This window comes from Flavobacterium sp. CFBP9031 (assembly GCF_034044945.1).
Lineage (GTDB): Bacteria > Bacteroidota > Bacteroidia > Flavobacteriales > Flavobacteriaceae > Flavobacterium.
The window spans coordinates 154548-176168 of record NZ_JAXCWF010000006.1; the positions used below are offsets into that span (position 1 = coordinate 154548).

21 protein-coding genes are annotated in these 21621 nt (G+C 33.3%); 8 read left to right on the forward strand and 13 right to left on the reverse strand.

The window, feature by feature from the left end; translation table 11 throughout:
• Positions 1-86: 86 nt before the first annotated feature.
• The 3 genes from ettA to holA form a co-directional block, all read right to left on the reverse strand.
• Positions 87-1778 carry an energy-dependent translational throttle protein EttA gene (gene ettA / locus SOM12_RS12115; protein WP_095929264.1) on the reverse strand — a complete coding sequence of 564 codons (1692 nt, stop codon included), beginning with the start codon at positions 1776-1778 and terminating at the stop codon, positions 87-89.
• 48 nt (positions 1779-1826) lie between these two features.
• Entirely contained in the window at positions 1827-2009 is a 183-nt protein-coding gene (locus SOM12_RS12120) for a CAL67264 family membrane protein (RefSeq protein WP_095929263.1), read from the reverse strand.
• A gap of 64 nt (positions 2010-2073) precedes the next feature.
• Positions 2074-3078, reverse strand: coding sequence for a DNA polymerase III subunit delta (gene holA / locus SOM12_RS12125; RefSeq protein ID WP_095929262.1), 1005 nt, complete (start codon positions 3076-3078; stop codon positions 2074-2076).
• 93 nt (positions 3079-3171) lie between these two features.
• Here holA and SOM12_RS12130 point away from each other — a divergent pair, with 93 nt between their 5' ends.
• The 3 genes from SOM12_RS12130 to SOM12_RS12140 are packed head-to-tail and all read left to right on the forward strand — an operon-like array spanning position 3172 to position 5533.
• Positions 3172-3624, forward strand: coding sequence for a type I restriction enzyme HsdR N-terminal domain-containing protein (locus SOM12_RS12130; protein ID WP_248726757.1), 453 nt, complete (start codon positions 3172-3174; stop codon positions 3622-3624).
• A 23-nt stretch (positions 3625-3647) separates the two neighbouring features.
• Entirely contained in the window at positions 3648-4667 is a 1020-nt protein-coding gene (locus tag SOM12_RS12135; RefSeq protein ID WP_320493596.1) for a glycosyltransferase, read from the forward strand.
• Between the two features lie 32 nt (positions 4668-4699).
• Complete coding sequence (locus tag SOM12_RS12140) at positions 4700-5533, forward strand: OmpA/MotB family protein (RefSeq protein ID WP_095929259.1); 834 nt, start codon at positions 4700-4702, stop codon at positions 5531-5533.
• Positions 5534-5720: 187 nt separating this feature from the next.
• On the opposite strand, the gene SOM12_RS12145 is transcribed toward SOM12_RS12140, so the two are convergent.
• From SOM12_RS12145 to SOM12_RS12160, 4 genes are all read right to left on the reverse strand, one after another.
• Entirely contained in the window at positions 5721-6341 is a 621-nt protein-coding gene (locus SOM12_RS12145) for an L-threonylcarbamoyladenylate synthase (protein ID WP_320493597.1), read from the reverse strand.
• Positions 6342-6443: 102 nt separating this feature from the next.
• Positions 6444-8780: an ATP-dependent helicase gene (locus SOM12_RS12150; RefSeq protein WP_095929257.1), complete on the reverse strand. Its 2337-nt coding sequence runs from the start codon at positions 8778-8780 to the stop codon at positions 6444-6446.
• Positions 8781-9027: 247 nt separating this feature from the next.
• A complete protein-coding gene (locus SOM12_RS12155) occupies positions 9028-9186 on the reverse strand; it encodes a hypothetical protein (RefSeq protein ID WP_320493598.1) in 159 nt (52 codons plus the stop codon).
• Between the two features lie 251 nt (positions 9187-9437).
• Entirely contained in the window at positions 9438-10205 is a 768-nt protein-coding gene (locus SOM12_RS12160) for a sulfite exporter TauE/SafE family protein (protein ID WP_320493599.1), read from the reverse strand.
• Between the two features lie 124 nt (positions 10206-10329).
• Here SOM12_RS12160 and SOM12_RS12165 point away from each other — a divergent pair, with 124 nt between their 5' ends.
• Positions 10330-10854, forward strand: a complete 525-nt coding sequence (locus SOM12_RS12165) for a hypothetical protein (protein ID WP_095929253.1) — start codon at positions 10330-10332, stop codon at positions 10852-10854.
• Between the two features lie 67 nt (positions 10855-10921).
• Here the strand turns inward: SOM12_RS12165 and SOM12_RS12170 are convergent, their stop codons facing one another.
• Entirely contained in the window at positions 10922-11830 is a 909-nt protein-coding gene (locus SOM12_RS12170; RefSeq protein ID WP_095929252.1) for a patatin-like phospholipase family protein, read from the reverse strand.
• Between the two features lie 109 nt (positions 11831-11939).
• Positions 11940-14003: a M1 family aminopeptidase gene (locus tag SOM12_RS12175; RefSeq protein WP_320493600.1), complete on the reverse strand. Its 2064-nt coding sequence runs from the start codon at positions 14001-14003 to the stop codon at positions 11940-11942.
• A 100-nt stretch (positions 14004-14103) separates the two neighbouring features.
• Here SOM12_RS12175 and SOM12_RS12180 point away from each other — a divergent pair, with 100 nt between their 5' ends.
• From SOM12_RS12180 to SOM12_RS12190, 3 genes are read left to right on the forward strand one after another with little or no spacing between them, the layout of a single operon-like run.
• Positions 14104-14841 (forward strand): diphthine--ammonia ligase, encoded by a 738-nt coding sequence (locus SOM12_RS12180; protein ID WP_095929336.1) that lies wholly within the window; start codon positions 14104-14106, stop codon positions 14839-14841.
• Positions 14842-15222, forward strand: coding sequence for a hypothetical protein (locus SOM12_RS12185; RefSeq protein WP_095929250.1), 381 nt, complete (start codon positions 14842-14844; stop codon positions 15220-15222). It abuts the gene before it with no gap.
• 1 nt (position 15223) lies between these two features.
• The gene (locus tag SOM12_RS12190) at positions 15224-15727 is read left to right on the forward strand and encodes a hypothetical protein (protein ID WP_095929249.1); all 504 of its coding nucleotides are present in this window, start codon (positions 15224-15226) and stop codon (positions 15725-15727) included.
• Between the two features lie 2 nt (positions 15728-15729).
• Here SOM12_RS12190 and SOM12_RS12195 read toward each other — a convergent pair whose 3' ends face one another.
• The 4 genes from SOM12_RS12195 to SOM12_RS12210 all read right to left on the reverse strand — a co-directional run bounded on the left by SOM12_RS12195 (position 15730) and on the right by SOM12_RS12210 (position 19031).
• Positions 15730-16131, reverse strand: a complete 402-nt coding sequence (locus SOM12_RS12195; RefSeq protein ID WP_095929248.1) for a DUF4348 domain-containing protein — start codon at positions 16129-16131, stop codon at positions 15730-15732.
• The gene (locus SOM12_RS12200; protein WP_095929247.1) at positions 16131-16670 is read right to left on the reverse strand and encodes a DUF1697 domain-containing protein; all 540 of its coding nucleotides are present in this window, start codon (positions 16668-16670) and stop codon (positions 16131-16133) included. The genes SOM12_RS12195 and SOM12_RS12200 overlap by 1 nt, the downstream gene beginning before the upstream one ends.
• A gap of 29 nt (positions 16671-16699) precedes the next feature.
• Entirely contained in the window at positions 16700-18475 is a 1776-nt protein-coding gene (locus SOM12_RS12205) for a hypothetical protein (RefSeq protein WP_320493601.1), read from the reverse strand.
• Positions 18476-18605: 130 nt separating this feature from the next.
• Positions 18606-19031, reverse strand: a complete 426-nt coding sequence (locus SOM12_RS12210) for a hypothetical protein (protein WP_320493602.1) — start codon at positions 19029-19031, stop codon at positions 18606-18608.
• 257 nt (positions 19032-19288) lie between these two features.
• Here SOM12_RS12210 and recG point away from each other — a divergent pair, with 257 nt between their 5' ends.
• On the forward strand, positions 19289-21397 hold the full coding sequence (recG, locus tag SOM12_RS12215) for an ATP-dependent DNA helicase RecG (RefSeq protein ID WP_095929245.1): 2109 nt from the start codon (positions 19289-19291) through the stop codon (positions 21395-21397).
• Positions 21398-21621: the final 224 nt, after the last annotated feature.

The window sequence follows — 21621 nt, forward strand, 5'->3', positions numbered from 1 at the left end:
ATCTAAAACATATTCAATTCAAAATAAAAATCCCAAACTCCGGTAAATTTGGAACTTGGGATTTTTTATTTGAAATTTATCAGAAACTATCTGATCAATTTTCTGTATTTCAAACGCTTAGGAGTTAAGTCACCACCAAGACGTTTCTTTTTGTTTTCTTCATAATCAGAGAAACTTCCTTCGAAGAAATAAACTTCAGAATCTCCTTCAAAAGCTAAAATATGCGTACAAATTCTATCCAAGAACCATCTGTCGTGAGAAATAATTACAGCACAACCTGCAAAATTTTCTAAACCTTCTTCAAGAGCTCGAAGTGTATTTACGTCAAGGTCATTTGTTGGCTCATCCAGTAAAAGCACGTTTCCTTCTTCTTTCAAAGTCATTGCCAAGTGTAAACGGTTACGTTCTCCACCAGAAAGCATTGAAACTTTTTTGTTTTGCTCGCCACCACCAAAGTTAAAACGTGATAAATAAGCTCTTGAGTTCACTTGCTTTCCTCCCATCATAATCAATTCCTGACCATCAGCAAAGTTTTCCCAAATAGATTTGTTTGGATCAATATTAGAGTGCGACTGATCTACGTAAGCAATTTTTACAGTTTCACCAACAGAAAATTCACCACTATCCGTAGCTTGTTCTCCCATAATCATTTTGAAAATAGTCGATTTACCAGCACCGTTTGGTCCGATAATTCCAACAATACCAGCTTGTGGCAAAGTAAAGTTCAAATTATCATACAATAATTTTTCACCAAAAGCTTTAGCAACGTTTTTAGCTTCAATAACATTTGTACCTAAACGTGGACCGTTCGGGATATAAATTTCTAGATTTTCATCTAGTTGTTTTTGATCTTCGTTTAATAATTTGTCGTAATTCTGTAAACGTGCTTTTTGTTTAGTCTGACGACCTTTAGCTCCTTGACGAACCCACTCCAACTCACGTTCTAAAGTTTTTCTACGTTTAGAAGCCACTTTTTCTTCTTGAGCCATACGGTTTGATTTTTGATCCAACCAAGAAGAATAATTTCCTTTCCATGGAATACCTTCTCCTCTATCTAACTCTAGAATCCATCCGGCAACATTATCCAAGAAATAACGGTCGTGCGTTACAGCAATTACAGTTCCTGAATATTGCGCTAAATGCTGCTCCAACCATAGAACTGACTCAGCATCAAGGTGGTTGGTTGGCTCATCTAATAACAATACATCTGGCTGTTGCAATAACAAACGGCATAAAGCTACACGACGACGCTCTCCTCCTGATAGGTTTTTAATTGGTGTATCTCCTTCTGGAGTACGCAACGCATCCATTGCGATTTCTAATTTTGTATCGATTTCCCAAGCACCAAGAGCATCAATTTTGTCTTGTAATGCCGCTTGACGGTCCATCAATTTATCCATTTTATCCTGATCTTCGTAGTATTCTGGAAGACCAAATAAGTCATTGATTTGGTTGTACTCCTCTAAAACTGCCATTGTTTCTGCAGCTCCTTCACGTACAATTTCGATAACTGTCTTAGAATCATCAAGAATTGGTTCTTGCTCTAAATATCCTACTGTATATCCAGGTTGAAAAACTACATCTCCTTGGTAGTTTTTGTCAACTCCAGCAATAATCTTTAAAAGAGAAGATTTTCCAGAACCATTAAGTCCCAAAATACCAATCTTAGCACCATAAAAGAAACTAAGATAAATATTCTTAAGAACCGGTTTGTCTGCTCCCTGATAGGTTTTGCTCAATTTCTGCATTGAGAAAATTACTTTCTTATCGTCTGACATTTTTTATTTTTTTATTATAATTATTTACTTTTTTTTAATCTCAAAATTCTAAACTCTGCCTTTCAAAGCATTGAATACCCAAGCATTAGCAAAAAATCCAACTCCAACAGCAGCAAATCCCCATCCTGAAACATCACTATATCTAAAGATTCCAAGAGCTATAAGCAACAACCCCATAAGTACCATTATCAAAGTTGCCCATCCTAAAATGGTATTTTTATTCATTCCCATAATTGTGCAATTATTTTTAAGTAGTAAAATTTTTAGAAACGCAAATATCGTGAATTTTAATGGCTTAATTAAATATTTTATAGAGCATTTCTTTTAGCAAATCCGATTGTGGCAAAGCATTGGCTCCCACACCTTTACTTTTAACATCAATATCGCGTAAGGCTCCAACAATTTGACTCACCTTTCTCATTGGATAGTTTTTTACTGCCAAATCATATTCTTTTAAGAAATACGGATTAACTCCAAGTGCCGAAGCGACATTTTTAGGGTTTTTATCTTTTAATCCGTGGTATTTTAAAAGCTGGACAAAGAATCCAAATACCAATCCAGTAGTCATAACTAAAGGATATTCTTTAGGGTTATGAGCAAAATTCTCTGCTATCTTATAAGCTTTCAATTGATTGCGCTCTCCGATTGCTTTTCTAAGTTCAAATACATTATAATCTTTACTAAAACCAATATTCTCTTCAATATGCTCTGCAGTAATCATCGTGCCTTGCGGTAAAATAATCTGTAGTTTTTCTAGCTCGTTGTTGATTTTACTCAAATCTGTACCTAAAAATTCTACAAGCATGGCATTGGCTTTCGGATCAATTGTATATTTTTTCCCAGCCAAAACGCGTTTAATCCAGTCTCCTACTTGATTTTCGTATAATTTTTTACTTTCGTAAACAACACCTTTTTGTCCTAATAGCTTAGTAACTTTTTTACGTTTATCTAGTGTCTTATATTTATAGCAAAAAACTAAAACAGTTGTTTGCATTGGATTTTCTACATAAGACTCTATTTTATCAATTGTTCTGGATAAATCCTGCGCTTCTTTTACGATAACAACCTGACGTTCAGCCATCATAGGATAGCGCTTGGCCGTTGAAACAATATCATCAATTGATACATCTCTTCCATATAAAACTGTCTGATTAAAACCTTTTTCTTCTTCAGCTAATACATTCTGTTCAATATATTCAGACAATTTATCTATATAATAAGGTTCTTCACCCATTAAAAAATAAATCGGTTTAATATCTCCGGCTTTAATTTCGTTAACAATTTTTACTACTTCGTCCATTCAATCTTTTGTTTCAAGTTTCAGGTTTCAAATTCTGTTTCAAAACTTGAAACTTTAAATTTGAAACCTGAAACTATTTTATATTTTTGCTTTATGCTTAAACTTAATTTCCCAGCTTATACTTTCCGATTCAAAAATAGCGAAAATAAAGTGTCTATTTTTGATGAAATCAGGAAAAAATTTATAATTCTTACGCCAGAAGAATGGGTTCGCCAACACGTAGTTCATTTTTTAATGCATGAAAAAAAATATCCCAAATCACTTATTAATGTCGAGAAAGTTTTAACCGTCAACGGATTACGAAAACGATACGACGTTGTTGTATTTAACCCAGATGGTTCTATACACATATTAGTAGAGTGCAAAGCGCCAGAAGTTAAAATCTCTCAGGCAACTTTTGATCAAATTGCACGTTACAATATGACAATGCAGGCACGGTTTTTGAATGTTACGAACGGACTGAACCATTTTTATTGTCAAATGGATTTTGAAAACGAGAAATATGAGTTTTTAAAAAATCTGCCTGACTATAAAGAAAACCACTAACAAATAATAAAGACTAAGTACCTTTGGATAAAATAGCAGTTGTCATTTTAAATTGGAACGGAGTAAAATTGCTGGAGCAGTTTTTACCCTCTGTTATTCAGTTTTCAGAAGGAGCAACAATTTACGTTGCTGACAATGATTCTACGGACAATTCTGTTGCGTATGTTACAGAACATTTTCCAACCGTAAAAATTGTAAAAAACTCCGGCAATTATGGTTTTGCAAAAGGTTATAATGACGCCTTAAAACATATTGATGCTGAAATATATGCATTAGTAAATTCAGATATTGAAGTCACAGAAAATTGGCTTCAACCCATTCTAGACATTTTCGAAAAAGAAAATCAAACTGCTATTATTCAGCCAAAAATTCTTGACTTTAAAAACAAGGAATATTTTGAATATGCAGGTGCTGCTGGTGGTTTTATCGATAAATACGGATTTCCTTTTTGCAGAGGAAGAATATTCGATACAATTGAAAAAGACAATGGGCAATACAATGATAATATAGAATTATTCTGGGCTTCAGGCGCTTGTTTTTTTATTAGAAAGAAAGTTTTTCATGAATTGGGAGGTTTTGATGAAAGCTTCTTCGCACATCAAGAAGAAATTGATTTATGCTGGCGAGCTTCAAATGAAGGGCATATTATAAAATACAATTACCAATCTGTTGTTTATCATGTTGGCGGCGCAACTTTACAACAAGGAAATCCTAAAAAAACGTATTTGAATTTTAGAAATTCATTACTAATGTTGGTTAAAAATCTGCCTTCAAAAGGATTATTTTTTGTGATTTTTTTCCGCATGGTATTAGATGGTATTGCCGGTATCCGTTTTCTTACACAAGGTAAATTCGGGCACACTTTTGCTATTTTAAAAGCCCATTTTTCTTTTTATTGCTTATCTTTAAAATATCTTAAAAAACGAAAAGATTTTCAAATACAGCAATACTATTCGGTGAAAAGCATCGTTTTCCTTTATTATATCAAGAAATTGACCTTATTTAAAGAAATCTTTAACAGTATTCAAAATATTAAAAACTAAATTTGTAATCAAGTCTAATTAAAATTAAATTTATGAGAAAAATAGTTATCGCACTATCAGTATTAATGGCCCTAACATCTTGTGTTTCTAAAAAGAAATATGCAGAGTTAGAAGCTAAAAACAAAGAGACTCAAGATTTGTTAAACTCTTGTACTGTAAAATTAAACACGTGCTTAGAAGAAAAAGCTGGATTAGCTGCTACAGCTGAAAGCTACAAACAACATAATCAAGATTTAATCAACAGCTCTAAAGATTTAACTATCTTAACTACTAAAGGTGCTGAAAACCTTGAAAAATCTCTTGAAAGTTTAAAAGAAAAAGATTTGAAAATTTCTAGACTTCAAGATGCTTTAACTAAAAAAGACAGTGTTACTTTAGCATTAGTTACAAGCTTGAAAGGTGCAGTTGGAATTAATGATCCAGACATCGAAATCAATGTTGAAAAAGGAGTTGTATTTATCTCTATCGCTGATAAATTATTATTCAAAAGCGGAAGCTACGATGTAAGTGACAAAGCTAAATCTGTTTTAGCAAAAGTTGCTAAAGTTGTAAACGACAAACCAGATTTCGAATGTATGGTTGAAGGACACACTGATGACGTTCCTTACAAAAGCAACGGAATTATCTTAGACAACTGGGATTTGAGTGTTAAACGTTCTACTTCAATCGTTCGTGTATTAACAAACGATCTTGGTGTTAACCCAGCTAAATTAATTGCTGCAGGTAGAAGTTCTTATGTACCATTAGTTGCAAACGATTCTGCTGAAAACAAAGCTCGTAACAGAAGAACTCGTATTGTTGTTATGCCAAAAATCGATCAATTCTATGATATGATTGAAAAAGAAATGAAGAAACAACAAAAATAATTAGAGTTTCACATACTTTATAATACAGAAAAAGCAGGTCTAATGACCTGCTTTTATGTATCCTTAATTTTTTTAATAACCAATTAAATATAAATCAAGAATAGCATTATTTTTAAGTAACTAACTAAATTTTAACATAATAAAGTTACTCATAATTTCTCTACTTTTATACTTTTAGTGTATTTTTTTACAAAATATCAATATCTCCCTTACCTTCCCTTACGATAACTGGCTCATGTTCAGAAAGATCAATAATTGTAGAACCTACATTATCTCCATAGCCTCCATCGATTACAAGATCTACAATATTCTGCCATTTTTCAAAAATTAATTCTGGATCAGTAGTATATTCTATTACATCATCTTCATCTCGAATAGAAGTTGAAACAACCGGATTTCCTAACTGGCGAACAATCTCTAATATGATACTATTATCAGGTACACGAATACCAACTGTAGTTTTCTTTTTAAACTCTTTTGGCAAACTATTATTTCCAGGTAAAATAAAAGTATATGGTCCCGGCAAGGCTCTCTTTAAAATCTTAAACGTTGACGTATTAATCTGCCTTACATAATCTGATAAATTACTCAAATCGTGGCAAATAAATGAAAAGTTCGCCTTCTCTAATTTTACGCCTTTTATTCTAGCAATTTTTTCCAACGCTCTCGAATTGGTAATATCACAACCTAAACCATAAACAGTATCAGTTGGATAAATTACCAAACCGCCATTCTGAAGCACTTTTACCACTTTTGCAATAGCAGCTTCACTAGGTTTATCTGGGTATATTTTAATAAATTCGGCCATTTTGTTTTTTGTTAGTTTTTGTTTCAGATATAAAGTTTCAAGTTATGCAGTTATTCTCAAAGTCAAGCAACCTGAAACTTGAAACCTGAAACAAAAATATTATTATCCTACGACATCTAATTTAGCAAATCTTAACAACAATTTCTTAATTCCTCCAACTTCAAATTTAATTTCTGCTTTTCTATCTGGCCCAACACCTTCTAGATTCATCACTTCTCCTTTTCCAAAACGTTCGTGCATTACCACATTTCCAACAGTTAGTTTACTGTCAAATAAATTCGAATTTCCGTTACTTGGCGCATTTCCAGAAACCGGTTTTAGTTTTCTAATATTCAAATCAGGCTTTGGATTGTTGTCTGTAATATGTTTTGGCGGAGTTCCTCCTACCGGTTTTGCCAATCGCAATTTTGATTTATCTACATCTCCAAAAATATCGCCATCAATTGGAGACTTATAACGATAATTTGTTTCGGCTGGAGTCAAATATTCCAAAAACTGACCGTCAATTTCTTCAATAAAACGAGAAGGTTCACTATCCGTTAGTTTCCCCCAACGGTAACGAGACTGGGCATAAGTCAAATACGCTTGATGTTCTGCACGGGTTAACGCTACATAGAACAATCGGCGCTCTTCTTCCAATTCACTTCTTGTACTCATACTCATAGCACTTGGAAACAAATCTTCTTCCATACCCACCACAAATACATGCGGAAACTCCAGCCCTTTTGCTAAGTGAATTGTCATCAAAGCAACACGATCATCATCGTTTGTATCTTTATCCAAATCGGTTGCCAAAGCTACATCTTCCATAAACTCAGAAAGCGCACCTCTTGCTCCATCAATTTCTCTTTGTCCTTCTGTAAAATCTTTAATACCGTTTAAAAGCTCTTCGATATTCTGAATTTTGGCCATTCCTTCAGGAGTAGCATCTTTCTTCAATTCCTGAACCAATCCGGTTTTCTTTGCAACGTGATCTGTAATATAAAAAGCATCTTGATTCTGATCGATAACCTGAAAACTCTGGATCATAGTAACAAAATCTTTCAATTTGTTCTTTGTACCAGCATTCAATTTCAAATCGATTTTATCAATATTTACCATTACTTCCCAAATCGAACGTTTGTAATGATTAGCCGCAATAGTTAATTTTTCAACTGTCGTATCTCCAATTCCACGTGCTGGATAATTGATTACACGAACCAAAGCTTCTTCGTCTTTCGGATTTAGAACCAGACGCAAATAACATAAAACGTCCTTAATCTCTTTACGTTGATAGAAAGACAAACCGCCATAAATTCTATACGGAATATCACGTTTTCTCAAAGCATCCTCCATGGCACGCGACTGAGCGTTGGTACGATACAAAATTGCAAAAGCACCATTATGCAATTGATTTTGCATTTTCTGTTCGAAAATCGTACTTGCAACAAAACGACCTTCTTCTGCATCAGTCAAACTTCTATGAACCTTAATTTTTGGTCCAAATTCGTTTGCTGTCCAAACCACTTTATCTAGTTTGGTTTTATTGTGTTCCATCACGGTATTTGCCGCTTCTACAATATTTCTTGTTGAACGGTAATTCTGCTCTAAACGGAACATAATTACGCCTTCGTAATCTTTCTGGAAATTCAGAATGTTATTGATATTCGCACCACGGAAAGCATAAATACTCTGCGCATCATCTCCAACCACACAGATATTCTGAAATCTATCCGATAAAGCTCTAACAATCAAATATTGAGAGTGATTCGTATCTTGGTACTCATCAACCAAAATATAACGGAAACGATCTTGGTATTTAGCTAAAACCTCAGGAAAACGAGTCAATAATTCGTTGGTTTTCAACAACAAATCATCGAAATCCATTGCACCAGCCTTAAAACAGCGATCAACATATTGCTGATAAATCTCTCCTAATCTCGGTCTTTTAGCCATTGCATCGGCCTCGACCAATTCTGGATTGTTAAAATAAGCTTTAACCGTAATTAAACTATTTTTATAATTAGATATACGTCCTAAAACTTGTTTTGGTTTGTAAACATCGCGATCCAGCTGCATTTCTTTTATAATAGAAGAAATCAGTCTAGCCGAATCCTGAGAATCATAAATGGTAAAATTTGAAGGATACCCCAAGTGATCTGATTCGGCACGCAGAATACGAGCAAAAATAGAGTGGAAAGTTCCCATCCAAAGGTTCTTTGCTTCGCTCGCTCCCACAATATCCGAGATCCTGTGTTTCATCTCGCGGGCTGCTTTATTGGTAAAAGTAAGCGACAAAATATTGAAGGCATCAATACCTTGAGCCATCAAATACGCAATTCTAATTGTTAAAACACGTGTTTTTCCCGAACCTGCACCAGCAATAATAATCATTGGCCCGTCTTTCTTTAAAACAGGCGCTCTCTGCGCTTCGTTGAGCTGGTCAATATATTTCTGCATGTAATTTTCTCCTTTTATGCAAAAATAAGAATTAAAAAAGAAAGTTCCTAAGATGCTTTTGGAAGGTTCTAAGTTCCTAAGATTCTAAGATGCTAAGTTTTTTTTTGAAGCCAAACAAATGGCATTTTATTAGACATGGTTTCCCGCTTTCGGCTTTATCTCTCCGCTCCGCTACGAGGATACCGCCTCAATCGGGGCTAGAAAACAGACAATTGGTTTTCTTTAAATATTTTGAGAAAACTTGGAATTAGATATTATATTTATTTTTTAATTTTTCTTTAAAATCAGAAAAAGAAATAACTCTTCCAGCTTTAATATCATCCATACTTTTTTGAAGTTCTATATTTAAATCTTCATCGGGAACATCGTTAAAAAAAACTTCGGCATCTTCTATAATTTCATCCATTTTCTTATGTTTTCTAATTTTTAATTGCCTCCAATTATTATGCCATACAGTTTTGAATAGCCGTTGGTTTTAACCAACGGTTAAGTTTAAAATATAATTAGGCTTTAGCCAAAATCGTAAAGTTTGGCTAAAGCCTAGTCCATTTAATTTAAAGAACCGTTGGTTAAAACCAACGGCTATTCAAAAAAAAAAAACTTAGTATCTCAGATTCTTAGAACCTTAGCAACTTAGAATCTTAGAATCTTAGAATCTTATTTAAAAAACACATCATAAGCAAATCGAATCAAAGTACCCACAACAACTATCAAAAAGAAAATTCTAATAAATCCGTTTCCTTTGTTGATGGCTAGTTTTGCTCCGAGCCAACCTCCCAATCCATTACTAATTGCCATCGGAATTGCAATTGTCCAAATGATTTTTCCTTTAATCATAAATAGGCAAATCGAACCGAAATTGGTTGCTAAATTTACCATTTTAGCATTCGCAGAAGCGTGAAGAAAATCGAATCCTAAAAGAGCAATAAAAGCTACAACAAAGAAACTTCCAGTTCCAGGTCCGATAAATCCATCGTAAAATCCAACAATTATACTAATAACAACAGCATAAAATATTTGGGTTGTCATCGAATGGTCTTTAGCAACATGCTGTCCGAAATTTTTTTTGGCGTAGGTATATACAAATAACAACGATAAAACCACCAACAAAAGCGGTTTCATAAAATCATTGCTTACCATGGTCAAAATTGTAGATCCTAAAAATGCCGACGGAACTGCCAAACACATCATAATAATTAACAGTTTCCACTGAATCACGACTTTCTTTAAATATTGAAAAGCGGCAAAAGCAGTTCCGCTAAATGCTGGAATTTTCAAGGTTCCAACTACAGTCGAAACAGGAAGATTTGGTAATAAAATTAATCCCATTGGTGTTTGGATTAATCCGCCGCCGCCTACAATTGCATCAATAAATCCTGCAGCAAACGCCGCCAAACAAAGAAAAAGTATTAAGTATGAATCCATTAAAAATATATTTTGGTCTCAATAAAAAACAAGTTGCAAAAGTACATCTTCCTTTTTGTTTATTACCATAAATTTAAAGTTGATTTTTGATCAAAAAGTATATTTTTGCTTAAAAATTATTCAAATGGATTTCAACAAAATAATAGAACTTGCGAGTTATACTTTACCAGCCTTAGTTACAGGAGTTGTAGCTTATCGTTTTTTTGAGTTACATATTAAAAACAATGACAGAAAACGTGCTTTTTTATTAAACAAACAAGCACACAAAGAGTCGTTGCCACTACGTTTACAGGCTTACGAGCGTATGACTTTATTTTTGGAGCGTATCAACTTGACCAAATTATTAATCAGAGTTTCTCCTATTTCTCAAAATAAACATGATTACGAAAATTATGTAATTGACCAAATTGAACAAGAATTCGAGCACAATTTAACACAGCAGATTTATATGTCAGAAGACTGCTGGACAATCATTATAACTGCAAAAAATGCAACAATCCAAATGATTCGTAAAGCCGCCATGAGCGATAAAGTTGAAAATGCTGATAAACTTCGTGAAGTAATCTTAAATGATTTATTAGAAAAACAATCTCCAAGTAATGCCGCTTTAAGTTTCATTAAAAGTGAAGTTGCAGAACTTTGGTATTAAAAATATTTAGGATTTTAGATTTTAGAAGGTAGATTAAGTTCTTCAATCTAAAATCTAAAATCTAAAATTAAATGAAAATCTTATTGTCACTCATTACTTCAGATTTATTCTGAGCGTACTCATAACCTTGTTCCCACCATTCTTTCATTACCTCTTTATTAAAAATCAAGGCATTATCGGTTAATTTTATGGGAGTGTAATATAAATTTAGTTTTACATTCTTATTATTTGCCATAAGTTTTCCTATAGCAATATCATGTTTTTCAACCTGATCTAAGGCAATTCGGAACAAATCGATCATTAATGAAAACGGATTCTTCCCGATTACTGTTTTAGTTGTATTAACCTCCGTTTCAAGCACAATTACGTCTATTTCTGTAGCTCCTCTGTTAATTGCTTCACGTATTGGAACTAAGCTTGAAAATCCACCATCACCATATTCGCAGTTATTTTTTTCAACCAAACTCATAAAAGGAACATAATTGCTCGATATCCAAGACCACTCGCAAAATTCTTCGTACGTACAGTCTTTTACCGATTTATATTCTGATTCGTTTTTAGTAAAATTGGTTACCGTAACGATAACGTCGGTTTTTAATTTTTTGAGTTTATTAAAATCTGAAAGAGAAAAATTATTCTGAATATACTTTTTCAACCCTTTACTTTCTCCAAAAGTTCGTTTTCCTTTAAAAAACTGACGTAATACATTAAAGTGATTAATTGTCACAATGTCAACTCCATCTTTGGATTTCACCACAAATGGGCAAATATTGAAGATACTTGACATGGTAACATTGGTGTATACAGAATGTATTTTTTTGATATGACCGAGAGCTAAATGCGGAATCAATAAACTTCCAGTAGAAGTTCCTATAAATAAATCGTATTCATGTTTCTTTTCTTCTATTAGATACTGGGCAACACCGCCGGCAAATGCGCCTTTACTGCCACCACCTGAAATAACCAATGCTCTCATAAATTGTAATATAGGTTTTGTTTTTGGATTTTATTTAAGCTGAAAGAATATAGAATATAGAAAAAAGACTTCTACTCAATCTATTTTTCTATTTTCTATTCTCTATTCTCTAAAGCTCTTTCAACAAACGATTCAACTGGAATTGCTCATCGGGTGTCAAATTAGGTAAAATTCTATTAAATGAAGCACGCATTTCAGGATTTTTTAGCAGAAGTCTAATTGTGTCTCTTCCAAATTTTGAAAACTGCCACATATGGTGTGTAGTAGCGCCAACTAAATTACTCAAAACCTGATCGTTAATAATTTTGAAGGCTATTAACTTTTCTAAAGCATTTTGTCGTGTTGTAGCTTCATATTTGGTAGACGAAAACGCAATCAACTCATTTACTAAAGAATCTGGATCATTACTATAGTTTGGTGTTGACAAAGCAAGAGAAAGCCACAACGTTCTTAGATTATAATCATTAAAACCAATCCAATTTTTAGATTTATCCAAATATCCTGTTCTATGATTGGGGAAATTTCTCCACAACCAATACAGTGCTGCTTCTTGTGTCTGATAGGATTTATCATCTAAAAGTGTTTCATAATTTGCTCTAAAATCTTCTGGAACTTTGGTTAAAGATCCAGCAAGATTTTGACGGACTTTAATATTATTGGTTTGCATTGCTAAAAGCAAAAGCGACTTTTTGTCTTCGTATTTTTCATTTTCCAACTGATCAACAACCGCTTCTTTTACAGATTGGTAAACATCTGATTCTAAAACGTTTTTCAAGATATCTGTTTTCTCTCCTAATGGCGTTTTTTTCAATTTATCGATTTCCAATCTTTTTTGGATTGCTTCGTTTTTACTTAATAAAGCATTTGCAGTCGGCGTATCAAAAGCAGTTGATTCCAGCCAAGTTTTTTGAAATTTATCCAAATCGAAATCAGATACTTTTTTTATCTCGTCGAAAAAATTCTGTGTGTTTACGGTTTGATAAGCGTATTTATTTAAATAACTTTTAATTGCTTTTTTAAAAGCTTTATCTCCAATAGATTCACGCAAAACAAATAGCGCCCAAGCTCCTTTTTCGTAAAATGTCAGCGAACTTGCTTTTGGATTTAAAACTGGAATAGTATCGGTGCGAGAAGCAAATTTTATCTGCTGTGCCGTATCGTATAATTTAGAATAAAAGTAATCTTCTCCGTAAATATCTTTTTCAGCAAGCAAGGCAAAGTATGTTGCAAATCCTTCCTGAAGCCAATGGTGTGTACTACTTTCAGCTGTAATCAAATCTCCAAACCAATGATGCGCCAATTCATGCGCATCTACATTGGTATAATTTCGATCGCAAAAACCTGTTGAATCTACTACATATCGTGTTGCAAAAAGAGTTGAAGTTGTATTCTCCATTCCAGCATACAAAAAGTCTCTAACAGGAATCTGTCTGTTAATCTTCCAAGGATATTTTACGCCAATTTCTTTTTCCAGAAAATCAAAAATTCGTTTTGAATAACGATAAGTGGGTTCAAAACGATCTGCATCTTTAGGCTCGTAATAATATTCTAAAGGTATTCTGCTTTTAGATTTAAACTCTCTTTTATGATATTTTCCGATTGCCAGCATTAGCAAATACGAACTCATTGGCTTCTCCATCTGATATTGCCAGTGATTTAGATTTCCGTTAGCTGTTTTTTCTTTTAAAACCCCGTTTGAAACTACTTGATAGTCTTTATCGTAAGAAATACCTAGATTAAAAATCAATTTTTCATTCACATCGTCAAAACTCGGAAACCAATTGCTCGTGTATCTTCCCTGCCCTTGTGTCCAGATTTGTACTTCGTCATTTTCCATATCCACAAAATACAAGGCTTGTTTTGGTTTTGTTGAATAATTAAAAGTTAGACGATTTTCTCCTTTTTTAAATGGAAAAACCAATTTTAATTGTTTGGTTGTATTAATGAAAATGATTTCTTTCTCGTTGATTTTCACATTCGAGAATTCCATGTTTTTAGCGTCAATCGAAATCGTATCACAATCCTTTAAAACCTCAAATTGAAAATCGACAGCACCCGAAACTGTTTTTTCTTTTGAATTTAAAGACAATTGTCCTGAAACAGATTTAAAATCGACGTATTGCGTTTGTTGTGCAAAAAGAAAACCAGTGAATAATAAAAAAATGTATTTCATTGAAACAAATTTGAAGGCGAAAACCCAAAGTTACAAAAGGTTTCCTTTACAAGTAGAATGAAATTTGTAAGTTTACCATATAAAACCGCAAATCGTGTCTATACCTCAAAAAGCCTTATTTAACTGGAGCAGCGGTAAAGATTCTGCTCTAGCCTTATACAAAACACTTCAAAATACTGATTTTCAGATAGAATATTTGCTAACAAGTGTAAACCAGCAGTATCAGCGCATTTCGATGCACGGAATTCGCGTTGAACTATTACAGGAACAAGCGCAAAGCATCGGAATTCCGTTAAAAATTCTTGAAGTTCCAGAAATGCCAACTATGGAAGTTTATGAAAAAGTGATGACTGAAGTCTTAACCGAATTAAAAGAAAACGGAATAACACATTCTATTTTTGGAGATATTTTTCTGGAAGATTTACGTCAATATCGCGAAAATCAGTTGGCAAAAATTGGCTTAAAAGGTGTTTTTCCAATCTGGAAAATTCCAACTCAAGATTTAATTCACGAGTTTATTGCATTGGGATTCAAAACAATTGTGGTTTGTGTAAACGAAAAATATTTAGACAAAAGTTTTGTTGGTAGAGTTATCGATCAGGATTTCATAAATGACTTACCTAAAAATGTAGATGTTTGTGGTGAAAACGGTGAATTTCATACTTTTACTTTTGACGGGCCAATATTTTCTAAACCAATTGATTTTGAAATTGGCGAAATTGTTTATCGAAAATATGAAAAACCAGAAAAGAAAGATTCGTCAAACACAGCTTGCGATACCAATGATGAAACTGCTTTTGATTTTGGATTTTGGTATTGTGATTTAATTAAAAAGTAAATGAAGTTTTTTTATAAATTTATATTTCTAGTTCTTATTTCTTTCTCTTTGCAAAGTTGTTTGGTTAACAGATGCAAAAGGCCTCAAATTACCGGCTATATTTACGATGCAGAAACGAAACAACCTATAGGAAATTGTACTGTTGGAGAGACTTTAAGTCAAACAAACGGTTACTTTACATTAGCAGAGAAGCGTTATCGCCAATTTACATTTTTTGGTTTCGAGGCGCCAACTTTAGCTGTAAATGAAGCGATTAAAAAAGAAGGTTACGAATCTCAAAACATTCAATTTATACAGCCTTTTGGCGGTGGAATGAAAAAAGGAGCTTTTCATAATGCAGACACTATTTACATCAAGAAGACTATTTTAAAAACAAACTAATATGGCTTTAAAAGAAAATGATGAAGTAAAAAAAGTACTATTCTTTTTGAATGAAATTGGTATTGAAATTATTGAAAAAGAGCTTGAAGCAACCTTTTTGCCAGGTTTAGATTTAGGGCCCAATTGCATTTATATCGATTATAGTAAACTATTATATCCTGGCGATATTTTACATGAAGCTGGACATCTTGCAGTAACAATTCCTTCAGAAAGAGAATTGGTTGGTTCTACACAAATTTCTAAAGATTGGCCGACTCAAGGCGACGAAATTGCTGCTATTTTATGGTCGTATGCCGCGTTGCATCATTTACAATTTCCTGCTGAATTTGTATTTCATCCAAACGGATACAAAGGTCATTCTGACTGGTTTATTTCGAACTTCGAATCTGAAAATTATATGGGATTACCTCTTCTGGAATGGATGGGATTATGTCTTGGAAATGAAAAAGCCGAAAAAGAAAATAAATCTCCTTTTCCGGCTATGCAAAAATGGCTTCGTGATTGATCTTAAGTAGATTGGTCAACCCAAGTTTTTAAGAACCATTTGTTATCTTTTAGTTCAAAAATGTAATCAATATAAATTCCGCTATCAAGTCCTCGTTCTTGAAGTGTGACTTTATTTTTCTTTACCACCAAGGCGCGCTTTAAATATTTCTCATCCGATTTTCTATTCAAATTAAGGGATTTATAATTTTCTTTTGGCATTGTATAATCCGCTAATTCAAAATCATCATTATTCATTTTATACTTTAAAGGAAAAATAACTCTGCTAATTTGAAATTTCTGATCTTCATTAAATTTCTTAAAAAAGACATTAAAATCTTCTGGAGCTGTTTTGGCGTTCTGAGCATAAACTGCAGCATTTAAACTCATTGCAAAAACAAAAACTATAAAAAAGTACTTTTTCATTATTCTTCATACATTTTAAGCAAGTTCGTAACGGTATTCCAGTTTCGAATTGTTGCTGTTACATTTAATTTTTTCTCGATATATTTTTGATCAAAACGTGTTTTTCCAGCACCAACGGCATATTTAATAAAAATCCTGTTTTCATCGATACTGGCTTCGTCTGGTTTAAACTGACTGATTTTCAAATCGTTTATACTTTCCTTTTTTAAATTCATTGAAACAAAAGCCACATAAAGCTTTTTGGTATCAATATCTTTCTCTTTTAAAAACGGATTATTGGCAAAACAAGATTCTAAGTTCTCTTTGGCAATCATCACAACAGGAACTTCGTGTCCAAAAACTTTAAATATTTCTTGTTTGATCATAAAACCAACTTTAGAAGCTTCTTCTTCGCTGTCTACAAAGACATTTCCAGATTGCAGATACGTTCTAACATTCTGAAAACCAATATTTTCCAGCATCGCTTTCAAAGCTTCCATTTTCATCATGTTATGCCCAGAAACGTTGATTCCGCGTAAAAGCGCTAAATGTGTTTTCATTTTTTCTAATTTAAGTCAAAGATAAAAAACTATTCGTCATCATCTTCTTCACTAATTTCAATATCAAATTTCACTAAGAAATCATTGAACTTTTGCTTGTATTTTCTTTTTGCTTGTGCTACAATTTCGTCTGCTTCTTCATTTGATTCTATAGCATCAAAACCAAACTGTTCTTTAACCCATTTTTGAAACTCTTCTTTATTTTCGCTTTCCTCATAATATTCTTCATCTTTATAAAAATAAGCAGAATCAAAATCAACAGAAATTTCAGTGTCTAATGTCAGAAGCTGAATTAGTTTACGAGTGCTTTCTGCTACAACGTGAACACCACCTTCATCGCCAAAAACAACAATCGGACAATTATTCAAATCTTTATCTATAAGCCAATACGCATATGAACTTCCAGATCCGTTTGCGCCTGCAAATTCGATAAAACTATTGTAAAATTCCTCTTCTTCAGACCATGTTTTTATTCCTGTTTTCTCTTCAGTTATAGTAAGTCCAAAACATTCCGAATAAGATTCTACTCCATGTTCTTGCTCGAACTCATACAATTTCACTAAATCTTCAGGTAATTTATAGCTGCCAAATTGAACTGCAAATTCTTCCAATGAAAAACTGCCGTCATAATCTGCATATTCTGTTTCATCCTCTTCGTCATCTTCTTCTTCGGCTTCTGGAGCCATCAATATTTCAAATGTTTTAAGGACAGCATTTTTTACGCAGAAAAACTCAATTCCGGGAGCATTTTCGTCATTCATCCATTGGTATTTTGGATCTCCGTTTTCATCAAGATATTCCAGAATAATCATAATTTCTTCATCTTCATGACACCACAAAGCACGCATTCGGATATTAAAACCATTTGAAATTTCTTCAGAAATCTGGCTGTATTTTTTTCCTTCATAATCAAAAGGAATAAACAAATAAGTGGTTCCAGAAATATGTCTAACGATTTTTCCGTTTTCTTTCAATTCTTCATTTTCAGATAAAACTTCGACCATATTGATAAACTGATTACGGAAATCTGCATACGAATACTGCTCTTTTTTATCGTAATCTAAGATTGAAAGTCCTTCTTTAAAAATATCCAAATAGTTATTGCCCAATATTTCGCTTCCATAACTAGAAAGTTCTACAAAAGCATCGTCTACAATATCTGACAGTTTGTGTGTTGAAGGCAGATAATTCTCGACAGTTATAATAGATCCGTCAGTGTCTTGCACATTGCTACAAATCAAAACGTCGGGTCTGCCCGAACTTATGATCGCCTGGACATCTGTAAAACGTTCAAAATGAAATAGCATATCATCTGTATAAACCAGCCAAGCTATAAGATCACCTTTTACAAAAAGTTCTCCGTGATTATATTCTCCCGCAAGCGTATCGCACTGTAAGCCTCCGCCCAAATAATGAACGCTTCCAAACAAATTGATATTGACTGTTGTTGTCTTTCCTAAAACAATTAAAGCCGGAGAATTATCCGTATCAAAAGAACTGATAAGCTTTGCAACTGTTAGATTTCCTTTGAAAATAAATCCTAAAATGAAAATATCCGGATGTTCTTCGGTACTAAAATCCATCTCAAACAAGTCCATTTCTACATCATCTTCTGCTAATAGAAATATCGGATTTTCTTCGTAATCAGGAAAACGCCAAGTATCTTCAAAAACATTATAAATTTTCTGATTCTTGAAATCGATAAGATCTCCTATAATATTGTTGGCTTCGTGTCGGTTAATTACTTTGAATGTAATACCAGAAAACACCATAGTTTCAAAAGGAACTTTTTCTTCTTTAATCATAATTTGAGGCTTATAATTTAAATGTTTTAACAAATCTAATAATCTTTTTTATTAAAATTATACTGACGATAAAAATAAAAAACTCTGTTAGTTTCCCAACAGAGTTTTACAGCTTTTACTTATTTCAATTTTAATTTGCTTTCTTAAATACAAAACTGCCGTCACATGCGCGAGCATCATCTAGCAGATGTCCTGACTTGTCCAGAGTAAAACTTTCTATCAAACTGCCTGTACAGTTTGAAATGAATGAATTCTCCTTTTTCTCTTTATAAGTTAATATAAAACGAGTTAGATTTTCTTTGCTTATAATCTCAAAAGTTCCTGTAAGTGTTACATCAATATTTTCATAAACTCTCCTTTTTGAAAATGTATTGTCTTTATTAAATACATAAGAATACTGTTTTGAAGAAGGGGCGTTTGAAAACTTAGCCTCGGTATACTGTATCCACTTCCCGTAATAATCTGTAACGGCTGCATCTGCCTTGTCGCTTGAATCGTCGTTAGAACAAGAAATTAAAGAAACAAACATTGCAATCAAAAGTCCAATTTTTTTCATTTTTATAGTTTTTAATGAGTTAATTATTATTAAGATTTTCCTTTCTTAAAACAGTTGCGTCTAAACATTACAACTTAACGATAAGTTAATATTCAAACACTTGAAAACAACAAATCATTTTTAAAATTCCCAATTAAAATCTATCTTCGCTTCTTAATAAAATTCCAATTAAATAAATTCCAAATTCCAATTCCGTCCCGAATTTTCAGGATAGAAACCAAATCTAAAATCAGCAATCTAAAATCTAAAATAAATTAATGTCTAATAATCTTCTAGAAACTCCAATTGAATACTTAAAAGGTGTTGGTCCGAGCCGTGGCCAGCTGCTTCGTAAGGAATTGGGCATTCATAAATATGGAGATTTAGTCAATCTTTTTCCGAATCGATATATTGACAGAACGCGTTATTACAAGATTAATGAATTGCAGAATACGGGTTCTGAAGTCCAGATTATTGGAAAAATAATCAATATTAAAACCGTTGAATTTGCCAAAAACAAAAAGCGTCTCGTAGCAACTTTTGTTGACGATACTGGGCAAATTGATTTGAATTGGTTTCAAGGCCATAAATGGATTCGTGAAAGTTTAAAACTGAACGAACCTTTGGTTATTTTTGGAAAATGTTCATTGTATGGAAGCCAATTTAGTATGGCGCATCCCGAAATTGAATTGTTAAGCGAACACGAAAGAAGTTTACGTTCGGCTATGCAGCCCGTTTATCCTTCGACAGAAGCTTTGGCTAATAAAGGAATTTCCAACCGTACCATTAATAAGTTGATGGAACAGCTTTTCTTGGAAACACAGGCATTGTTTACAGAAACTTTTCCGCCGTTTTTAATTGAAGAATTAAAACTGATTCCGAAACGCGCTGCATTATTCAACATTCATTTTCCAAAAAGCGCCGAGATTTTAGCGAAAGCGCAATTCCGACTAAAATTTGAAGAATTGTTCTTTATTCAGCTGCAATTAATTACAAAGAATCTCATTCGAAAACATAAAATAAAAGGACATCCATTTGACAAAGTGGGAGAACTTTTTAATGAATTTTATAAAAATCATTTGCCTTTTAATTTAACGAATGCTCAAAAAAGAGTTATCAAAGAAATTAGGACAGATATGGGCAGTAATGCTCAAATGAATCGTTTGCTTCAAGGTGACGTGGGTTCTGGAAAAACGATTGTGGCTTTTATGAGTATGCTTTTGGCAATTGATAATGGTTTTCAGGCTTGTTTGATGGCGCCGACAGAAATCTTGGCCAATCAGCATTTTTTGGGTTTATCTGAATTTGCTAAAACACTAAATATCAATATTCGAATTTTAACAGGTTCTACTAAAACTGCTGAAAGAAAAATTATTCATGAAGAACTAGAAAGCGGACAACTTAAAATTTTGATTGGAACTCATGCTTTATTGGAAGATAAAGTGCAATTTCAGAATTTAGGCTTGGCTGTAATTGATGAACAGCATCGTTTTGGAGTGGAACAAAGATCTAAATTGTGGAAGAAAAACGATATTCCGCCACACGTTTTAGTCATGACCGCTACTCCTATTCCCAGAACGCTGGCAATGAGTTTATATGGCGATTTGGATATTTCGGTTATTGACGAATTACCCCCTGGAAGAAAACCAATTCAAACCGTACATCGTTATGATACGAATAGATTGAAAGTCTGGAAATTTCTTCGTGATGAAATTGCAAAAGGAAGGCAAATCTATATTGTTTACCCGCTTATTCAGGAGTCTGAAAAAATGGATTATAAGGATTTAATGGACGGTTACGAAAGTATATCTCGCGATTTTCCGCTTCCGCAATATTCTATTTCTATTCTTCACGGAAAAATGAAGCCAGCTGATAAAGATGCTGAAATGAAGCGTTTCTCTGAAGGAAAAACCAATATCATGGTCGCAACAACTGTAATTGAGGTTGGTGTAAACGTGCCAAATGCGAGTGTAATGATTATAGAAAGTGCCGAACGATTTGGGCTTTCTCAATTGCATCAGCTCCGCGGGCGCGTGGGTCGTGGTGCCGAACAGAGTTATTGTATCTTAATGACCGGCCATAAATTAAGCTCTGACAGCAAAACTAGAATGGAAACCATGGTGCAAACCAACGATGGTTTTGAAATTGCCGAAGTTGACTTAAAACTTCGCGGCCCTGGAGATTTAATGGGAACACAACAAAGCGGCGTTTTAAATCTTCAAATTGCTGATATTGTAAAAGATAGAGATATTTTATCTCTGGCAAGAAATTATGCCATGAAAATCTTAAAAGAAGATTCTGCTCTCCAAAAACCAGAACACGCTGTTTTACGAAACATCTTTATAGAATTAACTAAGAAAAAGAATATTTGGAATTATATTAGTTAGCAAAGATGCTAAGGTTCTAAGTTGCTAAGATACTGAGGTTCTGAGGTTCTGAGAATTCTAAAAAAAGCTCAAAGATTAAATGTTTAATCTTTGAGCTTTTTAAACTTAAAAGCTTAGCAACTTAAAAAAAAACTCCATTGCGTCCTTTATTTTCATTCATGTGATTTAGTTTTGCTGGGGGACAAATTTAAGGGGTGAATATTTTTATCGGACACAATGAAGTA

Coding starts and splice junctions, on each gene's coding strand:
- SOM12_RS12170 (WP_095929252.1), bottom strand. CDS start 11,830: ATGAGAGCATTGGTTATTTCAGGTGGTGGCAGTAAAGGCGCATTTGCC.
- SOM12_RS12190 (WP_095929249.1), top strand. CDS start 15,224: ATGGCTTTAAAAGAAAATGATGAAGTAAAAAAAGTACTATTCTTTTTG.
- SOM12_RS12140 (WP_095929259.1), top strand. CDS start 4,700: ATGAGAAAAATAGTTATCGCACTATCAGTATTAATGGCCCTAACATCT.
- SOM12_RS12185 (WP_095929250.1), top strand. CDS start 14,842: ATGAAGTTTTTTTATAAATTTATATTTCTAGTTCTTATTTCTTTCTCT.
- SOM12_RS12210 (WP_320493602.1), bottom strand. CDS start 19,031: ATGAAAAAAATTGGACTTTTGATTGCAATGTTTGTTTCTTTAATTTCT.
- ettA (WP_095929264.1), bottom strand. CDS start 1,778: ATGTCAGACGATAAGAAAGTAATTTTCTCAATGCAGAAATTGAGCAAA.
- holA (WP_095929262.1), bottom strand. CDS start 3,078: ATGGACGAAGTAGTAAAAATTGTTAACGAAATTAAAGCCGGAGATATT.
- SOM12_RS12155 (WP_320493598.1), bottom strand. CDS start 9,186: ATGGATGAAATTATAGAAGATGCCGAAGTTTTTTTTAACGATGTTCCC.
- recG (WP_095929245.1), top strand. CDS start 19,289: ATGTCTAATAATCTTCTAGAAACTCCAATTGAATACTTAAAAGGTGTT.
- SOM12_RS12175 (WP_320493600.1), bottom strand. CDS start 14,003: ATGAAATACATTTTTTTATTATTCACTGGTTTTCTTTTTGCACAACAA.
- SOM12_RS12150 (WP_095929257.1), bottom strand. CDS start 8,780: ATGCAGAAATATATTGACCAGCTCAACGAAGCGCAGAGAGCGCCTGTT.
- SOM12_RS12195 (WP_095929248.1), bottom strand. CDS start 16,131: ATGAAAAAGTACTTTTTTATAGTTTTTGTTTTTGCAATGAGTTTAAAT.
- SOM12_RS12120 (WP_095929263.1), bottom strand. CDS start 2,009: ATGGGAATGAATAAAAATACCATTTTAGGATGGGCAACTTTGATAATG.
- SOM12_RS12205 (WP_320493601.1), bottom strand. CDS start 18,475: ATGATTAAAGAAGAAAAAGTTCCTTTTGAAACTATGGTGTTTTCTGGT.
- SOM12_RS12130 (WP_248726757.1), top strand. CDS start 3,172: ATGCTTAAACTTAATTTCCCAGCTTATACTTTCCGATTCAAAAATAGC.
- SOM12_RS12165 (WP_095929253.1), top strand. CDS start 10,330: ATGGATTTCAACAAAATAATAGAACTTGCGAGTTATACTTTACCAGCC.
- SOM12_RS12160 (WP_320493599.1), bottom strand. CDS start 10,205: ATGGATTCATACTTAATACTTTTTCTTTGTTTGGCGGCGTTTGCTGCA.
- SOM12_RS12200 (WP_095929247.1), bottom strand. CDS start 16,670: ATGAAAACACATTTAGCGCTTTTACGCGGAATCAACGTTTCTGGGCAT.
- SOM12_RS12145 (WP_320493597.1), bottom strand. CDS start 6,341: ATGGCCGAATTTATTAAAATATACCCAGATAAACCTAGTGAAGCTGCT.